The organism is Kordia algicida OT-1 (genome assembly GCF_000154725.1).
In the GTDB taxonomy this organism is placed as follows: Bacteria; Bacteroidota; Bacteroidia; order Flavobacteriales; family Flavobacteriaceae; genus Kordia; species Kordia algicida.
The window spans coordinates 2,402,769-2,420,952 of the sequence record NZ_DS544873.1; the positions used below are offsets into that span (position 1 = coordinate 2,402,769).

The 18,184-nt window shown below is 34.6% G+C and carries 19 protein-coding genes; 6 read left to right on the plus strand and 13 right to left on the minus strand.

Going from position 1 to position 18,184, the window contains the following annotated elements:
- The first annotated feature begins 6 nt into the window (after positions 1-6).
- From KAOT1_RS10315 to KAOT1_RS10325, 3 genes are all read left to right on the plus strand, one after another.
- Positions 7-1,347, plus strand: coding sequence for a fibronectin type III domain-containing protein (locus tag KAOT1_RS10315; protein WP_007094741.1), 1,341 nt, complete (start codon positions 7-9; stop codon positions 1,345-1,347).
- 113 nt (positions 1,348-1,460) lie between these two features.
- Entirely contained in the window at positions 1,461-1,847 is a 387-nt protein-coding gene (locus KAOT1_RS23430; RefSeq protein ID WP_007092873.1) for a helix-turn-helix domain-containing protein, read from the plus strand.
- Positions 1,848-1,852: 5 nt separating this feature from the next.
- Positions 1,853-2,752 (plus strand): IS3 family transposase, encoded by a 900-nt coding sequence (locus tag KAOT1_RS10325; protein ID WP_007092993.1) that lies wholly within the window; start codon positions 1,853-1,855, stop codon positions 2,750-2,752.
- Positions 2,753-3,113: 361 nt separating this feature from the next.
- On the opposite strand, the gene ftsY is transcribed toward KAOT1_RS10325, so the two are convergent.
- The 9 genes from ftsY to KAOT1_RS10365 all read right to left on the minus strand — a co-directional run bounded on the left by ftsY (position 3,114) and on the right by KAOT1_RS10365 (position 8,938).
- Positions 3,114-4,070, minus strand: coding sequence for a signal recognition particle-docking protein FtsY (ftsY, locus tag KAOT1_RS10330; RefSeq protein ID WP_007094742.1), 957 nt, complete (start codon positions 4,068-4,070; stop codon positions 3,114-3,116).
- 233 nt (positions 4,071-4,303) lie between these two features.
- Positions 4,304-4,453, minus strand: a complete 150-nt coding sequence (locus tag KAOT1_RS22355; RefSeq protein WP_007094743.1) for a DUF4295 domain-containing protein — start codon at positions 4,451-4,453, stop codon at positions 4,304-4,306.
- A 6-nt stretch (positions 4,454-4,459) separates the two neighbouring features.
- Positions 4,460-4,642 carry a 50S ribosomal protein L33 gene (gene rpmG / locus KAOT1_RS10335; protein ID WP_007094744.1) on the minus strand — a complete coding sequence of 61 codons (183 nt, stop codon included), beginning with the start codon at positions 4,640-4,642 and terminating at the stop codon, positions 4,460-4,462.
- Between the two features lie 31 nt (positions 4,643-4,673).
- Complete coding sequence (gene rpmB, locus KAOT1_RS10340) at positions 4,674-4,910, minus strand: 50S ribosomal protein L28 (RefSeq protein WP_007094745.1); 237 nt, start codon at positions 4,908-4,910, stop codon at positions 4,674-4,676.
- 70 nt (positions 4,911-4,980) lie between these two features.
- A complete protein-coding gene (locus tag KAOT1_RS10345) occupies positions 4,981-6,237 on the minus strand; it encodes a CinA family nicotinamide mononucleotide deamidase-related protein (RefSeq protein WP_007094746.1) in 1,257 nt (418 codons plus the stop codon).
- Between the two features lie 2 nt (positions 6,238-6,239).
- Complete coding sequence (locus KAOT1_RS10350) at positions 6,240-6,581, minus strand: Hpt domain-containing protein (protein WP_007094747.1); 342 nt, start codon at positions 6,579-6,581, stop codon at positions 6,240-6,242.
- A 3-nt stretch (positions 6,582-6,584) separates the two neighbouring features.
- Entirely contained in the window at positions 6,585-7,196 is a 612-nt protein-coding gene (locus tag KAOT1_RS10355) for a fumarylacetoacetate hydrolase family protein (protein WP_007094748.1), read from the minus strand.
- A gap of 18 nt (positions 7,197-7,214) precedes the next feature.
- Positions 7,215-8,156, minus strand: coding sequence for a carboxypeptidase-like regulatory domain-containing protein (locus tag KAOT1_RS10360; RefSeq protein WP_007094749.1), 942 nt, complete (start codon positions 8,154-8,156; stop codon positions 7,215-7,217).
- Positions 8,157-8,164: 8 nt separating this feature from the next.
- Positions 8,165-8,938: a 3'-5' exonuclease gene (locus KAOT1_RS10365; protein ID WP_007094750.1), complete on the minus strand. Its 774-nt coding sequence runs from the start codon at positions 8,936-8,938 to the stop codon at positions 8,165-8,167.
- Between the two features lie 230 nt (positions 8,939-9,168).
- On the opposite strand from KAOT1_RS10365, the gene KAOT1_RS10370 reads away from it, so the two are divergent.
- Entirely contained in the window at positions 9,169-9,681 is a 513-nt protein-coding gene (locus tag KAOT1_RS10370) for a glutaredoxin domain-containing protein (protein ID WP_162014341.1), read from the plus strand.
- Positions 9,682-9,942: 261 nt separating this feature from the next.
- On the opposite strand, the gene KAOT1_RS10375 is transcribed toward KAOT1_RS10370, so the two are convergent.
- The 3 genes from KAOT1_RS10375 to recR all read right to left on the minus strand — a co-directional run bounded on the left by KAOT1_RS10375 (position 9,943) and on the right by recR (position 13,202).
- Positions 9,943-11,295 carry a dihydrolipoamide acetyltransferase family protein gene (locus KAOT1_RS10375; RefSeq protein ID WP_007094752.1) on the minus strand — a complete coding sequence of 451 codons (1,353 nt, stop codon included), beginning with the start codon at positions 11,293-11,295 and terminating at the stop codon, positions 9,943-9,945.
- 149 nt (positions 11,296-11,444) lie between these two features.
- Complete coding sequence (locus KAOT1_RS10380; protein ID WP_007094753.1) at positions 11,445-12,569, minus strand: glycosyltransferase family 2 protein; 1,125 nt, start codon at positions 12,567-12,569, stop codon at positions 11,445-11,447.
- Between the two features lie 12 nt (positions 12,570-12,581).
- On the minus strand, positions 12,582-13,202 hold the full coding sequence (gene recR / locus KAOT1_RS10385; RefSeq protein WP_007094754.1) for a recombination mediator RecR: 621 nt from the start codon (positions 13,200-13,202) through the stop codon (positions 12,582-12,584).
- A gap of 134 nt (positions 13,203-13,336) precedes the next feature.
- Here recR and KAOT1_RS10390 point away from each other — a divergent pair, with 134 nt between their 5' ends.
- Positions 13,337-14,854: a sodium:solute symporter gene (locus KAOT1_RS10390; RefSeq protein WP_007094755.1), complete on the plus strand. Its 1,518-nt coding sequence runs from the start codon at positions 13,337-13,339 to the stop codon at positions 14,852-14,854.
- Here the strand turns inward: KAOT1_RS10390 and KAOT1_RS10395 are convergent.
- Positions 14,825-15,181, minus strand: coding sequence for a CoA-binding protein (locus tag KAOT1_RS10395; RefSeq protein WP_007094756.1), 357 nt, complete (start codon positions 15,179-15,181; stop codon positions 14,825-14,827). The genes KAOT1_RS10390 and KAOT1_RS10395 overlap by 30 nt on opposite strands.
- Before the next feature lie 206 nt (positions 15,182-15,387).
- Here KAOT1_RS10395 and KAOT1_RS10400 point away from each other — a divergent pair, with 206 nt between their 5' ends.
- Complete coding sequence (locus tag KAOT1_RS10400; RefSeq protein WP_040560002.1) at positions 15,388-17,856, plus strand: outer membrane beta-barrel protein; 2,469 nt, start codon at positions 15,388-15,390, stop codon at positions 17,854-17,856.
- Positions 17,857-18,184 lie beyond the last annotated feature (328 nt).

An 18,184-nucleotide genomic window follows, 5' to 3' on the forward strand; every position in this document is an offset into this window, starting at 1 on the left:
AAATTTATGAAAAAAGTAGTTTTACTTCTACTGATAGGATTTGTGTTTTCGTGTTCAGACGATGTACAAATTCCAGAAATTATACAGCCATGTCAAACCGTAGCAGCATCTTTTGCTTCTGATATCACCGATAATTCAGCCAGATTGAATTGGTGTGGAAGCGTTAATGAAGCTGGAGAATGTTTACCAGTTACTGGAGTTACTTGGACTGCTTCTTGGGGATTACCAGGATTTGATCCAGATACTGGAACTATTATTGACACACCAGCAACAAGCATTAATATTACAGGATTATCTCCACAGACTTCATACGAGTTTTATGTAAAGTCTGATTGTGATTTGGCAAATAACGAATGGTTTGGACCTGTTGAATTTCGTACTTCATGTCCAGCTCCAACTGGTTTAGGCGCAACGAATATTACACAAACAGGAGCAACATTGACATGGATGCCTGGCGGAAGTGAAATTTCTTGGGAGATTAAATACGGACTTGTAGGATTTAATTTGGAAGAAGCTGAATTGTTTGCTACAGGAAATAGTACTGAGCATATTGTAAATAATTTAATGCCAAATAGCGAATACGAATTTTATGTTCGTGCCAATTGTAATTCAGTAACTGATGGAAGCCAAACAGGAAGTTCAAGTGCTTTTTCTGGACCGTATAGATTTGCTACTTGTTTACCGCCAATTAATTTAACTTTTGATACCGTTACTCAAAATTCAATTACAGTAGATTGGGATTCGAATGCACAAACTACTTGGGAAGTAAGTTATGGTGAAGCCGCAGGTTTTACGCCAGATACAGGAACGATTACAACGACAAACAACTCTAATTTTACAGCTACAGGCTTATGCCCAAATACAACATATACATTTGCTGTAAGAACGATATGTAGTTCTACAACGCAAAGTCAGTGGTTTAGTTTTGGAAGTGTGACAACTCCGACGTTAGGATATACAGGAATGTACACATATGAAGAAATTGGAAATACAGATGAGCCAATTTTTGGTGATCCTGCAACGGTAGAAATTGTGAGTGTTTCTGATACGGAAAGAAGCATTACTGTAAAGTATTTAGCAAACTTAGATGTTGCAGGTACACAACCAACAATGACGTTTAACTTTACTTTAAATTGTGATGGAACGGTAAGTGTTCCAGAAGATCAAGATACAAACTTCAATTGTGGAGGCGCAAATGTACTGTTAGGATTAGGCGCAGCAACACCAACCGCTTATAATATGGTAGATGATACTACTATTGATATTCGCTTTACAGAAGACACAGGAAGTGCAATGTGTACAAACGCTCCACTTAGCGAAGTCACCATTCGATTGACAAAGATATAGTCTCTAGAGATTAATTAGAATAGATATCAAAAAAAGCTGCATGTTTTTAACGTGCAGCTTTTTTGTTTTAAGTGTCTCGTCCTGAAATAGCGTTACACTAAATTTTAAGCGTAATGAAAACAAATTATGTAAAACGTACTCAAAAAGATTATTCATTATCTTTTAAACTCCAAGTAGTTCAAGAGATTGAACAGGGTAAACTGACACGCTCACAAGTCTTATCAAAGTATGGTATACAATCTGGATCTACCATCAGAACTTGGTTAAAAAAATATGGTAACTTTGATTGGCATAATCAAACTCCACTTTCTATGACAAAGACTCCAGAACAAAAGATTTTAGAATTAGAAGAAAAAATCAAACTGTTAGAAAAGCAGAAGGCTCGTGCAGAACATCTGGCGGAGCGTGCTGACAAGAAAGCTATTTTGTTTGATATGATGATTGATTTAGCAGAAAAAGAGTTTAATATTCCTATCAGAAAAAACTCCAAACCCAAGTAATCGATATGTTTAGAATACATTACAGAGAAAGTATCTCATCTACTTGTGAGTTACTTGGGGTAAGCAGGCAAGTATATTACCGAGCGATACGTTCAAAAGAGAAACGACAGTGTATTGCTAGTGATGTGATAGAGCTGGTTCAATCTGTTAGAATAGAGCAACCACGTATTGGCACAAGGAAGTTATATCATATTCTACAAGAGTCTTTACGTAGTTTAGGTGTCGGCAGAGATCGTTTATTTGCTATTTTAAAGGCAAATCATATGTTGATTAAACCCAAGCGGAGCTATCATATCACTACTAACTCTCATCATCGGTTTAGAAAACATAACAATGTAATAGAGAATTTAGATGTAAACAGACCAGAACAAGTTTGGGTAGCAGATATTACCTATGTAGGTAATCGAGCTAATCCCATGTATTTATCGCTTATTACAGATGCATATTCTAAGATGATCGTTGGGTATTATCTATCCAATACCTTAGCAGTAGATAGTTCTATAAAAGCATTAAAGCAAGCTGTTAAAAACAGAAAATATCCCAAGGAAAGGCTAATACATCATTCTGATAGAGGTTTACAATATTGTAGTAATCAATATCAAAGAATATTAACTAAGAGTCATATTAAATGTAGTATGACAGAATCCTATGATCCATATCAAAATGCAGTAGCAGAGCGAATCAACGGAATCTTGAAACAAGAGTTTTTGATGGGCACCTCTAAAATAGACATCAAACTAATGAAGAAAATAGTACAACAGAGTATTAAAGTTTATAATACCAAAAGACCGCATTTATCATGTCAAATGCTAACTCCAGAACAGATGCACAAACAAAATAAAGTCAACATAAAAACCTATAAAAGAAAAAACACAGATAAGACAGCTGTCTTATCTGTGTTTTAACTATTTTTAATCCTAAATAACTGTAACGGTTTTTTAGGACGGGTCAAAGACTTTCTTAGATTGTGAGGTTTATTATGTTAAATGTTGGATTTTGAATGTTGAATTAACTTCGAATTATAATTGGTTTTCTTGAATACAAATCGTCATAGCGAGTGAATTTTTGATTTGGAAATTTTAATATGAAGAAACCTCTAGTTTTTCTACAAAGAATTTTCAATCAAGTAACCTATTCAAATCATAAAAATTCATATTTGAAAGAAACAGATTGCCACGAATTTTTCTAAAATTCTCGTAAAGACAATTCAAAACATCAATAAAAATCTAAAATGCTAAAAGCGAAGCGATTTCTAAGAAATCTATCTTATTTTTTAAAGAATGAATCTACAAATTCATATTTATTGAATACTTGCAAATCTTCAATACCTTCTCCAACACCAATGTATTTTACAGGAATTTGAAATTGATCTGAGATTCCTATGACAACGCCACCTTTTGCAGTTCCATCGAGTTTGGTTACTGCCAATGTTGTTACTTCTGTAGCCGCAGTAAACTGTTTTGCTTGCTCAAAAGCATTTTGACCTGTAGAACCATCTAAAACCAATAAAACGTCGTGTGGCGCGTCTCCAATGACTTTTTGCATTACTTTTTTGACTTTTGTCAATTCCTTCATCAAGTTTACTTTGTTATGCAATCTTCCCGCAGTATCAATAATAATAACATCAGCATCTTGTGCAACTCCCGATTGTAAAGCATCAAAAGCAACCGAAGCAGGATCGCTTCCCATGCTTTGTTTTACGATAGGAACGCCTACTCTATCTGCCCAAACTTGTAATTGATCGATTGCAGCAGCTCTAAATGTATCAGCAGCACCAAGTACTACTTTGAGTCCTTTTTTGTTGAATTGATGTGCTAGTTTTCCGATCGTAGTTGTTTTTCCAACACCATTTACTCCAACGACCATAAGTACGTATGGCTTTTTATCGGCTGGAATGGTGTATTCAGTATCTTCTCCAGAGTTTGTTTCAGAAAGTAATGCTGCAATTTCTTCGCGGAGAATTTTATTTAATTCGTCCGTTCCTAAATATTTGTCTTTAGCAACTCTTTCTTCTATTCGGTCAATAATTTTTAAAGTCGTATCAACTCCAACATCACTGCTCACTAATACTTCTTCAAGATTATCTAAAACTTCATCATCTACTTTGCTTTTTCCTGCAACAGCTTTGGTCAATTTTGAAAAGAAACTTGATTTCGATTTTTCCAAACCTTTATCGAGTGTTTCCTTTTTTTCTGATGAAAATATTTTTTTAAAAAAACTCATAATTTGTGATACTATTTTTAATGCTACGCACCTTTTAATATTTATGCGAACCGCAAAACAAGATACTTAAAATTCATGTATGTTTTGCATTGTTATTTTAGATACCTTTTCATTGTCAATTATCTTGCCCAAATGACACACCTGAAAAACTGTCATATTTTTTAGGTTGAGGTATAAAAACAAAAAGCTACTCTCTTTCGAAAGTAGCTTATATACTTAGTATAAACATATACTTATTTTTTTAACCAATCGTTTACCTTATCTGGTGACATGATTGACTCAACAAATGTATAAGCTCCTGTTTTTGGAGACTTTACCATTTTGATTGCTTTTGTTAGTCTTTTTGATCCTGTTTGTAAGGATGCTACTGATTTCTTTGCCATGACTTATTATTTTATTTCTTTGTGAACAGTCATTCTCTTTAAGATTGGATTAAATTTTTTAATCTCTAATCTGTCTGGAGTATTCTTTTTATTTTTTGTAGTGATATAACGAGAAGTTCCTGGTTGTCCAGACGCTTTGTGCTCTGTACACTCTAGTATCACTTGAACTCTATTTCCTTTCTTCGCCATTGCTATTGGTATTTATACTTTTATGACTGAATTACTTGATAAAACCTTTCGCTCTTGCTTCTTTTAGCACAGCTGAGATTCCTTTTTTATTAATTGTTTTTAATGCTGAAGTAGAAACTTTCAAAGTTACCCACTTATCTTCTTCAGGGATGTAAAAGCGCTTTTTTGTAAGATTCGCATTAAATTTGCGTTTTGTCTTATTCATTGCATGGGAAACATTATTCCCTACCATAGCTTTCTTACCTGTTAATTCACAAATTCTTGACATCTGTACTAAACTTTTAAGTTATTCAAAAACGAGGTGCAAATTTACATTTTTTTATTTTCTCAGCAAATATTTAGTTACTGTTTTTTAAAATTTCTTCTAGTAACATCTGAAAAGCTTTTGTAACAGCTTTATTTACTACCTTTTCGCGCGGTTGTCCAAAATTAAATTCTTGCGAAACGATTCCGTTTGGCGTGGCAATTCCGATACAAACCGTACCAACTTCTACATCTGAGTTTCCTTTTGACGGACCCGCATTTCCTGTCGTAGCTATTGCATAATCTGATTTATAGATTTTTTTTGCGCCAGCAGCCATTAATTCTACAACTTGTGTACTCACCACAGAATACGTTTTGATAATGTCTTCCGAAACGCCCAAAAGATCAACTTTAGATGGCAATGCATAAGTTACCGCACTTCCTTTGAAAAATGCTGAAACACCAGATTCTTTTGTAATTTCGGCAGCAATGCGTCCACCTGTACAACTTTCGGCAGCAGCCAATGTATGTTTTTTTGCTTTTAAAAATTCTCCAATTTGCGTTACAATACTGCTTTTTCCTTCTATTCCTTGAATGATATCTCCAATTATTGGATATAGTTGTTGCGCATATGCATCTACAGCAGTGATAATTTTTTCTTTGTCGGTTCCTTTTCCCGTAAGACGTAAACGTACTTTTCCGTAGTTAGGCAAATAGGCAAGTTTGATAAAACTCGGCAGACTGTCTTCCCAAGCTTCAATTTTCATTGCAATGCTACTTTCGCCCATTCCGTACGTGAGAATCGTTTTGTGGTATATAAAAGGACGCTCAAATTCTTCTTGAAGTTTCGGAATGATATGATTTGTCATCAATCCGCGCATTTCATACGGAACGCCTGGCATTGAGATGAATACCGTATTGTCTTTTTCAAGCCACATTCCTGGTGCTGTCCCAAATTCATTTTTTAAAACTTGTGCCTTGGAAGGTACTAAAGCTTGCATTCTATTCATGTCCGAAATTGGCGAAGTCGTTGCAAATTTTTTGAATAATTCTTCTATATGCACTAAAACTTCATCGTTTCGAATGAGTTCGTCTTCAAAGTATTCACATAAAGTATGTTTGGTAATGTCGTCTTTTGTCGGACCTAATCCGCCAGTGATTAATACGATATCAGCTTTTGCTTTTGCAGCTTCTAGCGCTTCTAGAATGTGTGTTTTTTCATCCTGAATTGACGTGATTTGATGCACAGAGATTCCAATTTCATTGAGTGCTTTTGATATGAATACAGAATTGGTATCCACAATTTGCCCAATAAGAATTTCATCACCGATGGTAATTATTTCTGCAATCATACTTAGTGTAAGTTGAATTCTTTCTTTAGTTCAATGATATTGTCGTTGATTTTTTTGGAGACACTTTCAAAAATGACTACAATGTCCGTGATGTTGGTTTCTGCTTTTGACCAGCTAAGTATTTGAAGATTTTGATCGTATGATTCTTGCATACCAAGTAAATCTAAGTTTGGCTTTATCTTATGACTTACTTGATAAATACCTTCGTAATTCCCTGATTTTACTTCTTGTTCAAGTTTTACAAGATCTTCTGGAATTTCTTCTATAAAAGTGACTACGACTGCTTCTATAAAATCTTTATCTCCATCTGAAATTGCGTTAATTTTTTCTAAGTTATATCCCATTTTTTATTTTACTACTATTGAAAATAATTGTTGTCCTTCTAAATATCCCGTCAATCGATCGTCAGCATGCACTTTGCCAACTCCTGCTGGAGTTCCTGTAAAGATGATGTCTCCGATTTTTAAGGTAAAATATTGAGAAACATATGCAATAAGTTCATCTATTTTCCAAAGCATTTGCTTGGTATTTCCTTGCTGAACGATTTCGTCATTTTTTTCTAATTTGAAATTGAGATCGTTCAAATCTGTAAATTGATCTTTCGAAATCCACTTTCCTACAACTGCCGAACCATCAAAAGCTTTTGCTTTTTCCCACGGCAATCCTTTGGCTTTGAGTTTCGATTGCAAGTCGCGCGCCGTAAAATCAATCCCTACACTGATTTCGTTATAATATTTGTGCGCAAACTTCTGATCGATATATTTTCCTAATTTATTAATTTTTACCAAAACTTCCACTTCATGATGAATTTCTTTTGAAAAATCGGGAATGAAAAATGGTTGCTTTTTTATAAGTATCGAAGTATCAGACTTCATAAAAATTACGGGATCAGCAGGTTTTTCATTTTCTAGCTCTGCAATGTGTTCCGTGTAGTTTCTACCAATACAAATAATTTTCATCGGTGTATTTTTAGTTATTTAGTTTGTTAGTTTTAGTTTAAATGCTGGTGCTACAACTTCATTGGGTTTAAAATTAGCACGCGGCATTTTTAGTTTTCGTACTTTTTTCCATCCGTCGACAGACATATAATACGAGAAAGATTCGCCATCTTCTTCTACAATACCTTTAAATATAGGTGCATACCGCTTTTGTTTGATGTCGTATATTTTGAGCGTGTCACTTACTTTTAAATGAATGACTTCTTCAAAGGTATTTTCTTCAATAAATAAATGTTCCACCACCACAAAAAAACCTTCTTTTGGCACTTCTATTCCATTGGCGGGCATTTGTATTTTTGTTTTTGCTTTTTTATAGCTTATTTCTACAATGATAGGATCTAGCAAATCGTCTTTCGGCATTTTATTTGCTGTTGCTGAGACAATACGAAATCTGAATTTTGCATTGTGCCTACCTTCTTTGTAAAAGAATATTGTGACTTCTTTTAGATAGTTTTCATCGCCCAAACTTTCGTCATACGAATAATACCGAGCAAACATTGACGGATATGCGCCACCACTAAAGTTTCCTAAGCCGATACTTCGCCTTCCACGAAACGGATTGACACGTACTATTTTTTCTTTTTCTGTGTTGGATAAATGTACGGCACTCAAAAATTCAACAGAAGGTTGCATGTAAATGACCAAGCCTTTTTTTTGCGTGAGCACTATTTTTTTGTCATCAAAACCAACACAGGTTATTTTTAGTTCTTTTCCAACCCATTTATCAGGTACTGTAAATTCAAATTTCCCATTAAAGTCTGCCGTTGTTCCTCTTTTTTCAGTCGGAATGATTAAATGTGCATACGCAATAGGTTCGTTGGTTTCTTGATTTACAATAGTTCCTGAAATGTTTTTCTGCGCAAAACTTATGCTTATTGTTAAAAATGTTATGAGTATTATGGTAGATTTTCTCAGAATCACTTTTATTTTTAAAATTTGGTATTGAGTTTTCTTAGTTTGATCGCTGTCAACACTTTTTTGGTGTACAATGGAAAGTTTGCATTGAGAATCCAGCCAAAGTAGCCAGGTTCTTCGTCAAGCACTTTTGCTACTTTTTTACCTTTGTGTTTTCCGAAAGAGAAGATTTCCTCGCCATCTTTATCGAAGATGATAAAACCTGCAAAATCGGCTGTTTTTTTACGTGTAGTAAATTCGCTTAGCTTTTTTACATCATTTTCCAATTCGTCATAACGATCTAATTGCGATTTTAACACTTCGTACGTTGCGTTTGTATCTGCTTCTGCGCCGTGTGCGCCTTCGAGTTCTTTTCCACAGTAAAATTTATATGCGGCAGATAACGTTCGTTTCTCCATTTTGTGAAAAATGGTTTGTACATCGATAGAGACTTTATTTTTCATGTCGAAGTCAATATCTGCGCGTAATAATTCTTCTGCTAATAGCGGAATGTCAAATCGGTCAGAATTGTAACCTGCCAAATCACTATCTTTTATCATGTTGTAGATTTCTTTTGAAAGCTCTTTAAAAGTAGGCTCGTTAGCAACTTTATCATCTGTAATTCCGTGAATTTCTGACGTTTCTGCGGGAATCGGCATTTCAGGATTTACCAACCATGTTTTGCTCTCTTTATTTCCGTTTGGATACACTTTAAGTATCGCAATTTCTACAATTCTATCTTTTGCCACTTCTACTCCTGTCGTTTCTAAATCGAAGAAGCAGATCGGATTTTTTAGTTTTAATTCCATTTTTTTGTTTAAAAGAGTAAATTTACCACTATTACGGAGCAAATAAAATTATTTTGTGGTATAATAATTGATTTTTATATTTTATTAACAATTAAATGAAATCAAGTATGGGGAAGTCTATTTTAGCAACTATTTTGCTGTGTTTTTGTTGGATATTTTCAATGTTTGCACAAACGAAAGCTGTTGAAATTATAGAGGTGAAAGAGAAGAAAAAAATTTTGTTTTATGCGATGAATCACTCCGAAACCGATAAAGAAGTTTTTTTTAAGATTGATGGTAAAGGCTTTCGGAAAAGTAGTTACCGACCCGTGATTAAAAATGCGCCTTCCAAACAAAAAACATTACTTACCACGTTGATTCCACTAAAAAATACAACACCAGAATACACCTATTTTTATTCTTTTGATGATAAACTGGAAAAGGTCAATGTTGATGTCGTGAACGTTAAAAATTGGAAAGTGCTGAACCAATTGATTGATAGAGGCGAAACTATCATTTTTACGAAAGATCAATGTCCTAAATGTGAAAAGTTGATCGGCATGCTAAAAGCAAATCGCATTTCACACAAAGCGTTGAATATTTCTGAAAATGAACGATATAAAGAATTTTTCTGGAATACAATCTCCAAAATGAAACGCCAAGATGTGATGATTTCTTCTATTCCAATTGCCATTGTGAAAGGCGAATTGCATGAAGGTTTGAATTTGATTTCTTTTATTGAGATGTTGAAGAAGGATAAATAGATCGTTGACGCTTTTAGACCGCTTTGCTTTTAGACTGGCAGAAATCTCTTAGATCGCGCTTTAGCACTGTTGGATTTTTTCTGTTTGTTGATTTTTAAATCACTCATTTGTTAACTCATAACATAGAAACCATCTAATTTCCAAATACTACTTAAACATTACATTAAGTGAATTTTTGTAAAGAAACTATACCAAAACTTAACAAAAAAGAGTTCCCATAATTGAGAACTCTTTCTTCTATATAATCTGTATAATTTCAAATTAAATATCTCTATCGCTGTCCCAAGCTTCTAAGTAATCAGCTACTTGTTTTACAAATTGTCCCCCAAGTGCTCCATTGACAACTCTGTGGTCGTAGGAATGTGATAAGAACATTTTGTAACGAATTCCGATAAAATCACCTTCTGGAGTTTCAATCACAGCAGGCACTTTTCTAATTGCACCTAAAGCTAAAATTCCAACTTGTGGCTGATTGATAATCGGAGTTCCCATGATGCTTCCAAAAGTACCCACATTCGTTACTGTATACGTTCCACCTTGAATATCGTCTGGTTTTAATTTGTTAGCTCTTGCTCTGCTTGCCAAGTCGTTTACAGATTTTGCCATGCCTACCAAGTTTAGTTGATCTGCATTTTTGATAACAGGAACAATTAGGTTTCCGTCTGGTAATGCAGCTGCCATGCCTAGGTTGATATTTTTCTTTTTAATGATGTTATCGCCATCTACAGCAATGTTCATCATTGGGAAATCTTTTAGCGCTTTTGCTACCGCTTCCATAAAGATTGGTGTGAACGTTAGTTTTTCACCTTCACGTTTTTCAAAAGCCGTTTTTACTTTTTTACGCCAATTCCAGATTTTTGTCACATCAACTTCTACAAAACTTTGTACATGTGCTGAGGTTTGTACCGAAGCGACCATGTGATGCGCGATGAGTTTCCCCATACGTGTCATTTCGATGATTTCGTCGCTTCCGTTTACAGAAACTGGAGTTGCTGGTGTCGATTTTGGCATTGCCACCGTTTTTGCAGCTTCTTTTACTGCTGCTTTTGGCGTTTCTTGCACGTTTGATTTTTGTACAACTTTCGGTTGTTTTTTACCTTCTTTTATATAATTGAGGATATCGTTTTTTGTAACTCTACCATCTTTTCCTGTCCCTGCAATGCTGTCCAATTCTTCAACTGAAATCCCTTCTTCTTTCGCAATGTTTTTTACTAATGGCGAATAGAATTTTTCAGAAGTTGAAAAGTCATTTGTTACTGTCTCTTTTGCTTTTACAACTGCTTGTGCTGCAATTTCTGCTTCTGCAGGTTCGCCTTTTACTTCGGTTTCAGGTAATGTTTCTGTACTTTCTGTGCTTGTTGCCTCTCCTTCTCCTTCTGTTTCGATAATAGCAACTGTTTGCCCAACTTTTACAACATCATCTACGTTGAATAAGATTTCAACTAAAACACCATCAACTTCACTTGGCAATTCAGAATCTACCTTGTCTGTTGCGATTTCTAAGACTGCTTCATCAGCTTCAATAGTGTCGCCAACTTCTTTGAGCCATGATATAATTGTTGCTTCTGCAACACTTTCTCCCATCTGTGGAAGTTTTAGTTCAAATTTTGCCATATCCTTAATCTAAAGATGTTATTTTATTTTATTTTGCGAAAATACTAAATAATATGATTTTTTATTGAATTATTTTCAATTTACTTCAACAAGTTCGGTAACCGTACTTCAAGTTTCTCAAACACAATTCTTTTGCTTACTTAACAATCCTACTTCGATATATTCAGTAATTGAACTTCTCCTCTATTTTTTGAGGAATCGCTACCGATGATAAAAGTACTGTTTTTTGGTAATATTTTGTAATATCCAAGTTGTTTTTCAACGATTTGAATGATCATTTTTGTATCCACAAAATGATTGTCTAGAATGATTTCTGTACTGTTTTCATTTTTTATTTGACGTAATAAGTGCCCTAAGTTTTCTACGCGAGTACATTCTTTCGGATGATAAACGGCTTTTATTTTCTTGAAACGTTCCGCCGAATCGCTGACAAAAATATATTTTTGGACTTGTTTTTTGGCTTCTTTTTCGGATGATGATACTAACGGAATTAACTTCGCGCCAAGCGTCACCGCCACATCATAGATGAGATTTCTTTTGAAATGTTTTTTGTAAAATAATTGCATGGCTCCGTAAAACCGTTTTGCATAGGTTTTGTCTTTTAACGTGCTTTCGCCTTTGTAATGAATGACTGTCGTTTTGCCGTAATAGTAGTTTTGAAAACCTGCTTTTTTTATTTTGTACGACAAATCAATGTCTTCGCCATACATGAAATAGTCTTCGTCGAAACCTTGTACGTTTTCATAGACATTTTTTTCCATAAACATGAACGCGCCAACCAAAATATCGACTTTTCCGATGTCGTTTTCATCAAGACTGGAATAGTAACCTGAGTTTTTATTACCCAAAATTTTCTTTACAGAAACCATTGGCGTAGGAATGTTGCGTTTGCTTTCTGGTAGAAACATTCCGCTTCCATCGATGAGTTTGCAACCTATACTTCCTAGATTTTCGGTAGTTTCGGCAAATTTTAGAAGTTGCGTAAAGGTATCTTCTGCAACGATTGTATCTGGATTTAAGATACAGATGTATTTCCCTTTTGCAATTTTGACTCCTTGATTGTTGGCTTTGGCAAAACCTACATTTTCCGTGTTTGGAATGAGTTGAATGTTTGGAAATGTATTTTGCATCATGTCGCAACTGTCGTCTGGCGAATTGTTATCAATGACGATAATTTCTGCATTTAATTCAGAAATTGCCGCTTGCACACTTCTGATACAAGCTTCTAAAAAGTAGCGTACGTTGTAGTTGAGAATGATGACTGAAAGTTGCATGAACAAATGATTTTATGAACTTTTCAGTGAATTTTCAAACGGAACTCTGTTGAGAATACTTCTTCCTAAAGTGACCTCATCTGCATATTCTAATTCGTCTCCAACCGAGATTCCACGAGCAATTGTAGAGGTTTTTACGTCATATTTTTCAATTTGTTTGTAGATGTAAAAGTTGGTCGTATCGCCTTCCATTGTGGAACTGAGCGCAAAAATGATTTCTTTGACTTTTCCTGCTTTTACTTTTTCAACCAAACTATTGATGGTTAGATTATGCGGACCAATTCCGTCTAACGGAGAAATTTTTCCACCTAAGACATGATAGAGTCCTTTGTATTGTGCAGTACTTTCAATTGCCATGACATCGCGAATGTCTTCTACTACACAGATAATTTCTTGCTGGCGATTTACATTTCTACAAATATCACAAATTTCTACATCGGAAATGTTGTGACAGTTTTTGCAGTGTTTGATTTCCGTGCGTAAGTCTTGTAATGCATTCGTAAGATGCAAGGTTTGACTTTCTGGTTGACGCAAGAGGTGCAAAACCAAGCGCAATGCCGTTCGCTTTCCGATTCCAGGCAATTGCGAAATTTCGTTGACTGCGTTTTCTAAGAGTTTTGAGGAGAATTCCATTTGACAAAGTTACGTTTTTTTAATTCAGAATTCTGAATTGAGAATTCTGAATTATTGAATTCTTTAATCTTTTAAGCATTCAATCTAAAAAAGTCATAGAAGTTTGTATTTTGCACTATTGAAAATTTACATTGATGCAGCCGATTCACATTTTACTACTGATTGCCGGATATTTTGGCGTTTTGATTTTAATCTCCTATTTCACAGGAAAAGACGATAGTAACGAAACTTTTTTTAAGGCCTCGCGAAAATCGCCTTGGTATGTCGTAGCTTTTGGAATGATTGGCGCATCACTTTCGGGTGTGACCTTTATTTCCGTGCCTGGTTGGGTAGAAGCTTCTCAGTTTAGTTATATGCAAGTCGTTTTTGGCTATTTGGTTGGTTATTTTATCATTGCGTATGTGTTAATGCCTATTTATTATCGATTGAATGTCACGTCTATTTATCAATATTTAGAAGATCGATTTGGCGTTGTGAGTTATAAAACTGGTGCTTTTTTCTTTTTAATTTCCAGAATTCTTGGTGCTTCTTTTAGATTGTATTTGGTTGCTATTGTACTACAACGTTATGTTTTTGACGCGTATGAAATTCCGTTTTTTGTCACGGTCTCACTGTCTGTTTTGCTGATTTGGTTATACACATTTCGTGGCGGAATTAAAACGATTGTTTGGACAGATACGTTACAAACACTATTTATGCTAATTGCCGTTGGCGTTGCTATTTATTTGATTTTAGGCGACTTGAACATGAGTTTTGGTAATTTTTGGAACTCAGAATCTTTAGGCGAATACAGTCAAATATGGTTTACCGACAATATGATGGCAAAGAATTATTTTGTAAAATCGTTCCTTGGCGGATTGTTCATTGCGGTTTGTATGACAGGACTCGATCAAGATATGATGCAAAAGAATTTAACTTGCAAGAGTTTGGGCGACGCACAAAAAAATATGGTTTCGTTCAGTCTTGTGTTGGTTGTTGTAAATATGATCTTTTTATTATTAGGAGCGTTGGTATTTATGTATGCTAGTAAACACGGTATTGAAGTTCCTATTATGGACGGAAAACCTAGAACAGACTTGTTATTTCCTGAAATTGCGCTCAAAGGCGGATTGGGAATTGTGTTGGCAATTGTCTTTTTATTAGGATTAATTGCTGCCGCGTATTCGAGCGCCGATTCTGCCCTAACTTCTCTGACAACTTCTTTTTCAGTAGATTTTTTAGGTATTGAAAAGAAACCAGAAAATAAACAGAAAAGCACTCGTAAAATTGTTCACATTGCGATGTCAGTCGTGCTTATTATTGTTGTCGTTATCTTTAATAGTTTGAGTAACAAAAGTGTTATTGACAGTTTATTAACGATTGCTGGTTACACTTACGGTCCATTATTAGGATTGTTTGCCTTTGGAATTTTCACCAAATATAAAGTCGTTGATAAAAACGTTTGGATTGTGACCTTAGTTTCCATCTGCTTGACGTATTTGATTGCTAATTTTGGAGCATATTATACCTTTTTTACTGCTGATGTAGCCGATATGGCAGCAGCAGTAAAACTTTCAAAGAAAACTTTTTATCAATTCGGATATGAATTGTTACCGATTAACGGATTGCTAACGTTTATAGGTTTAGTATTGATTAGACGCCAACATAACTAAGGTACAAGCTACTGTATGTTTGATATCTTTTTCTTCTAACATTTTATAAAAGTCTGAATTTTCCGTTCCAGGATTAAAAATGACACGTTCTGGTTGTAACGAAATGATATATTCGTAAAAATCGGCTTGTCTTGACGGATTTAAATACAGCGTAACTGTGTGAATATCTTCGTATGGTAACAGTTCTGTATCAATCTTTACACCATTAATTTCTCCTTCTCTTAATCCGTAGGCAACGACTTCGTGTCCGTTTGCAGAAAGTTTATGTACAGCTTTATGAGAAAAGCGATGTGGCTTCAAGGAAGCACCTAATACTAATGTTTTCAATAGGTTATATATTTAGGTTACGAATTGGGTTATACTCACTGGTGATGAGCGTACAAACTTACTAATTTTTAAAATGCAACGCTCATATTTGTTAAAATATGTTAAAAGTAGTTAAAGAACGTAACACAACTTGAATTCCTTCGTCAAGTATGCATGATTCTAGTATTTCTAGTTTCATCATCATCAACAAAAAACGAACTAATTACATGAAAAAACTATTCACACTGTGCATGGCAATGTTATGCTTTGCCTTACACGCTCAAAACGAAACCCCCAAAATCGGTACTGTACAAGGAAAAGTTATTGACGCAAACACCAGCGAAGCAATTCCTTATGCAACGATTGTTATCAAATCGAAAGCAGACAACAAAGTTATTACTGGAGCAATTTCAGACGACAACGGAAATTTCAAAATTGAAAAAATTCCCGCAGGAACGCTTAAAGTAGACATTCAGTTTATCGGTTACGAAACTATTACGCGAGAAATTACAATTTCAAGAGAGAATAAAATTGCGCAACTCGGAACGATTTCTTTAGCTGAAAGTGCTACAACGCTTAATGAAGTTGAAGTTGTTGCCGAACGTACCACAATTGAACAAAAAGTAGACAGAAAGGTGATTACCGTTGGTAAAGACTTGGTAACAAGCGGACCAACTGCTTCCGACATTATGAACAATTTACCTTCTGTAAATGTCGATCAGCAAACAGGAGACATCAGTTTACGAGGAAATCAGAATGTGCGTGTAATGGTTGATGGAAAGTTATCCAACATTCCAACAGCACAATTATTAAGACAATTACCTTCCAATTCTATCAAAAAAATAGAATTAATTACAAATCCTTCCGCAAAATATAATCCTGAAGGAATGAGCGGAATCATCAATATTGTATTGCGTAAAAATGTAAATATTGGTTTCAATGGAAATGTAAATATTGGTTTGACGCGTGAACGTGAATCAAAGTTTAACAGTTCTCTTGATATGAACTACCGTAACGGAAAATTCAACATCTTTGGAAACTACGGAAACAATATTTCTAAAAATGCAAATGATGGAAATATCTTCCGTGCAGACGAAAATTCAGAACAAATTTTCAGCTTTTTAGACAATAGAAAAACACACTTATTTAAAGTTGGAGTTGATATTTATTTGAATGAAAAAAATACCGTTTCTTTCTTTACCAATCAAAATATTACCGACAGCAGAACAGATGGAGTTACAGACGTATTTTTCTATGACGATGCTTCATCCAACAGTTTTCAAGATTTTGCAGCTTTAAATGATAATCTTGCTTCACAATACAACTTTAACTATAAATATGATATTGACGATGAAGGTCACAACATTGAACTTGAAGTAGACTATAATGTGTTTGATGCAAATGATAATATTGACTTTCAATTTTCGGGTGTTTCTGCATTTCCAGATTATATTGATGAAACTGAAACAGACAGAGATCGTACGACAATTAACCTAGATTATGTGCGTCCTTTAAAAAACAAAGCCAAGTTAGAATTAGGTGCAGAAGCACGTTTGTTTAATTCTGGAATTGACTATCAATCTTCTGGATTTACGTTTAACGAATTAGGAAACTTACGCAGAACGCCAAGTACTGATTTTGATTATAGCAGAGATATTTATTCTGTGTACGGAACGTATGGAAAACAATACGAAAAATGGTCATACCAAGTTGGTCTACGCGCAGAAAGCGTTCAGGTAGATGCAAACGCACTTTCTAGAGAAATTGAAACAACTGACGTAAATAATATTGTTTTTGAAAACGATTACGTTCAAGTGTATCCTTCGGCGTTCTTTACATATACACCTTCTGAAAAAAATTCATACCAATTAAGTTATAGCAGACGTGTAGATCGTCCTGGAATTGGACAAGTAAATCCTATTAGAGAATGGAGTACACCATTGATTTCTTCTTTTGGAAATATCAATCTAGAGCCACAATTTACCAACTCTATGGAAGTAAATTACACGAGAAAACTTGGCAATAAAGGAACAATTACGGGTGGCGTTTTTTATAGATTGATTGAAGATGAGATTAACAGAGCCGTTTTTGTAGATCGTACAGATATCAACCGATTGATTTTAACTCACGATAATTTTGACAATACTTCCGCGTATGGAGTAGAGATTTCAAGCAACTTTAGACCAACAAGCTGGTGGAGTTTTAACTCTAGTTTCGATTTCTTTTCTCAAACACAAAAAGGAATTACGGAATCATTAAATGCACCAACAGATGTTGCTACGGCTGATAATATTGTTCGTGAAACTGTTGAGGTTGACAATGCCGCTTGGAATTTTAGAATGTTCAACAACTTTAAAGTAAGTAAAAAATTAAACCTTTCTGCTTTTGGGTTTTACCGTGGAAGTGTACAAGGATTACAATTTGAGATGAAACCAATGTACTTTGTAAACATTGGCGCACGTTACTCATTTGCACAAGGAAACGGAACGTTGAGTGTAAATTATAATGATATTTTCAACACTATGGAATTTGGTTTTGATGGACAAAGACCTTTCCGTCAGGTTGGAGCCTTTACTTGGGAAAGTAATACGGTAAATGTTGCCATTTCATACCGTTTTGGTGGCGGAAAATACAGAGCAAAATCTCGTAAACAACGTGATAATGATGAAAAATCAGGAAGTGGCGGATTCTTATAAATCGCTATTCCATAACAAATTAATAACTTCAATTATTATTGATGGTTAGTGTTAATTGAACGTTATTAAACAAAGAAAACCTTAGTTGTGCACAGCTAGGGTTTTCTATTTTTTTGTACGATTTAGTTTGTTATCAAAGTGCTATTAATCCGTAAACTAGCACATTTGAACAAAAAAAATGTTAAAATTCTGTCAATCAGTAAACAAATCTCAAAAAAAACAGCCTACTTGCAGTATCAAATTAAGTATACTGTATTGTTTTAGGTTAATTATTCGAATTTAGCACTCTAAAAATACCCTTAAAATTGCATAACGTATACTAGATATT

Excerpts from the sequence above, each read along its gene's own strand:
- KAOT1_RS10315 (WP_007094741.1), top strand. The coding sequence starts at position 7 with ATGAAAAAAGTAGTTTTACTTCTACTGATAGGATTTGTGTTTTCGTGT.
- KAOT1_RS23430 (WP_007092873.1), top strand. The coding sequence starts at position 1,461 with ATGAAAACAAATTATGTAAAACGTACTCAAAAAGATTATTCATTATCT.
- KAOT1_RS10325 (WP_007092993.1), top strand. The coding sequence starts at position 1,853 with ATGTTTAGAATACATTACAGAGAAAGTATCTCATCTACTTGTGAGTTA.
- ftsY (WP_007094742.1), bottom strand. The coding sequence starts at position 4,070 with ATGAGTTTTTTTAAAAAAATATTTTCATCAGAAAAAAAGGAAACACTC.
- KAOT1_RS22355 (WP_007094743.1), bottom strand. The coding sequence starts at position 4,453 with ATGGCAAAGAAATCAGTAGCATCCTTACAAACAGGATCAAAAAGACTA.
- rpmG (WP_007094744.1), bottom strand. The coding sequence starts at position 4,642 with ATGGCGAAGAAAGGAAATAGAGTTCAAGTGATACTAGAGTGTACAGAG.
- rpmB (WP_007094745.1), bottom strand. The coding sequence starts at position 4,910 with ATGTCAAGAATTTGTGAATTAACAGGTAAGAAAGCTATGGTAGGGAAT.
- KAOT1_RS10345 (WP_007094746.1), bottom strand. The coding sequence starts at position 6,237 with ATGATTGCAGAAATAATTACCATCGGTGATGAAATTCTTATTGGGCAA.
- KAOT1_RS10350 (WP_007094747.1), bottom strand. The coding sequence starts at position 6,581 with ATGGGATATAACTTAGAAAAAATTAACGCAATTTCAGATGGAGATAAA.
- KAOT1_RS10355 (WP_007094748.1), bottom strand. The coding sequence starts at position 7,196 with ATGAAAATTATTTGTATTGGTAGAAACTACACGGAACACATTGCAGAG.
- KAOT1_RS10365 (WP_007094750.1), bottom strand. The coding sequence starts at position 8,938 with ATGGAATTAAAACTAAAAAATCCGATCTGCTTCTTCGATTTAGAAACG.
- KAOT1_RS10370 (WP_162014341.1), top strand. The coding sequence starts at position 9,169 with ATGAATCACTCCGAAACCGATAAAGAAGTTTTTTTTAAGATTGATGGT.
- KAOT1_RS10375 (WP_007094752.1), bottom strand. The coding sequence starts at position 11,295 with ATGGCAAAATTTGAACTAAAACTTCCACAGATGGGAGAAAGTGTTGCA.
- KAOT1_RS10380 (WP_007094753.1), bottom strand. The coding sequence starts at position 12,569 with ATGCAACTTTCAGTCATCATTCTCAACTACAACGTACGCTACTTTTTA.
- recR (WP_007094754.1), bottom strand. The coding sequence starts at position 13,202 with ATGGAATTCTCCTCAAAACTCTTAGAAAACGCAGTCAACGAAATTTCG.
- KAOT1_RS10390 (WP_007094755.1), top strand. The coding sequence starts at position 13,337 with ATGCAGCCGATTCACATTTTACTACTGATTGCCGGATATTTTGGCGTT.
- KAOT1_RS10400 (WP_040560002.1), top strand. The coding sequence starts at position 15,388 with ATGAAAAAACTATTCACACTGTGCATGGCAATGTTATGCTTTGCCTTA.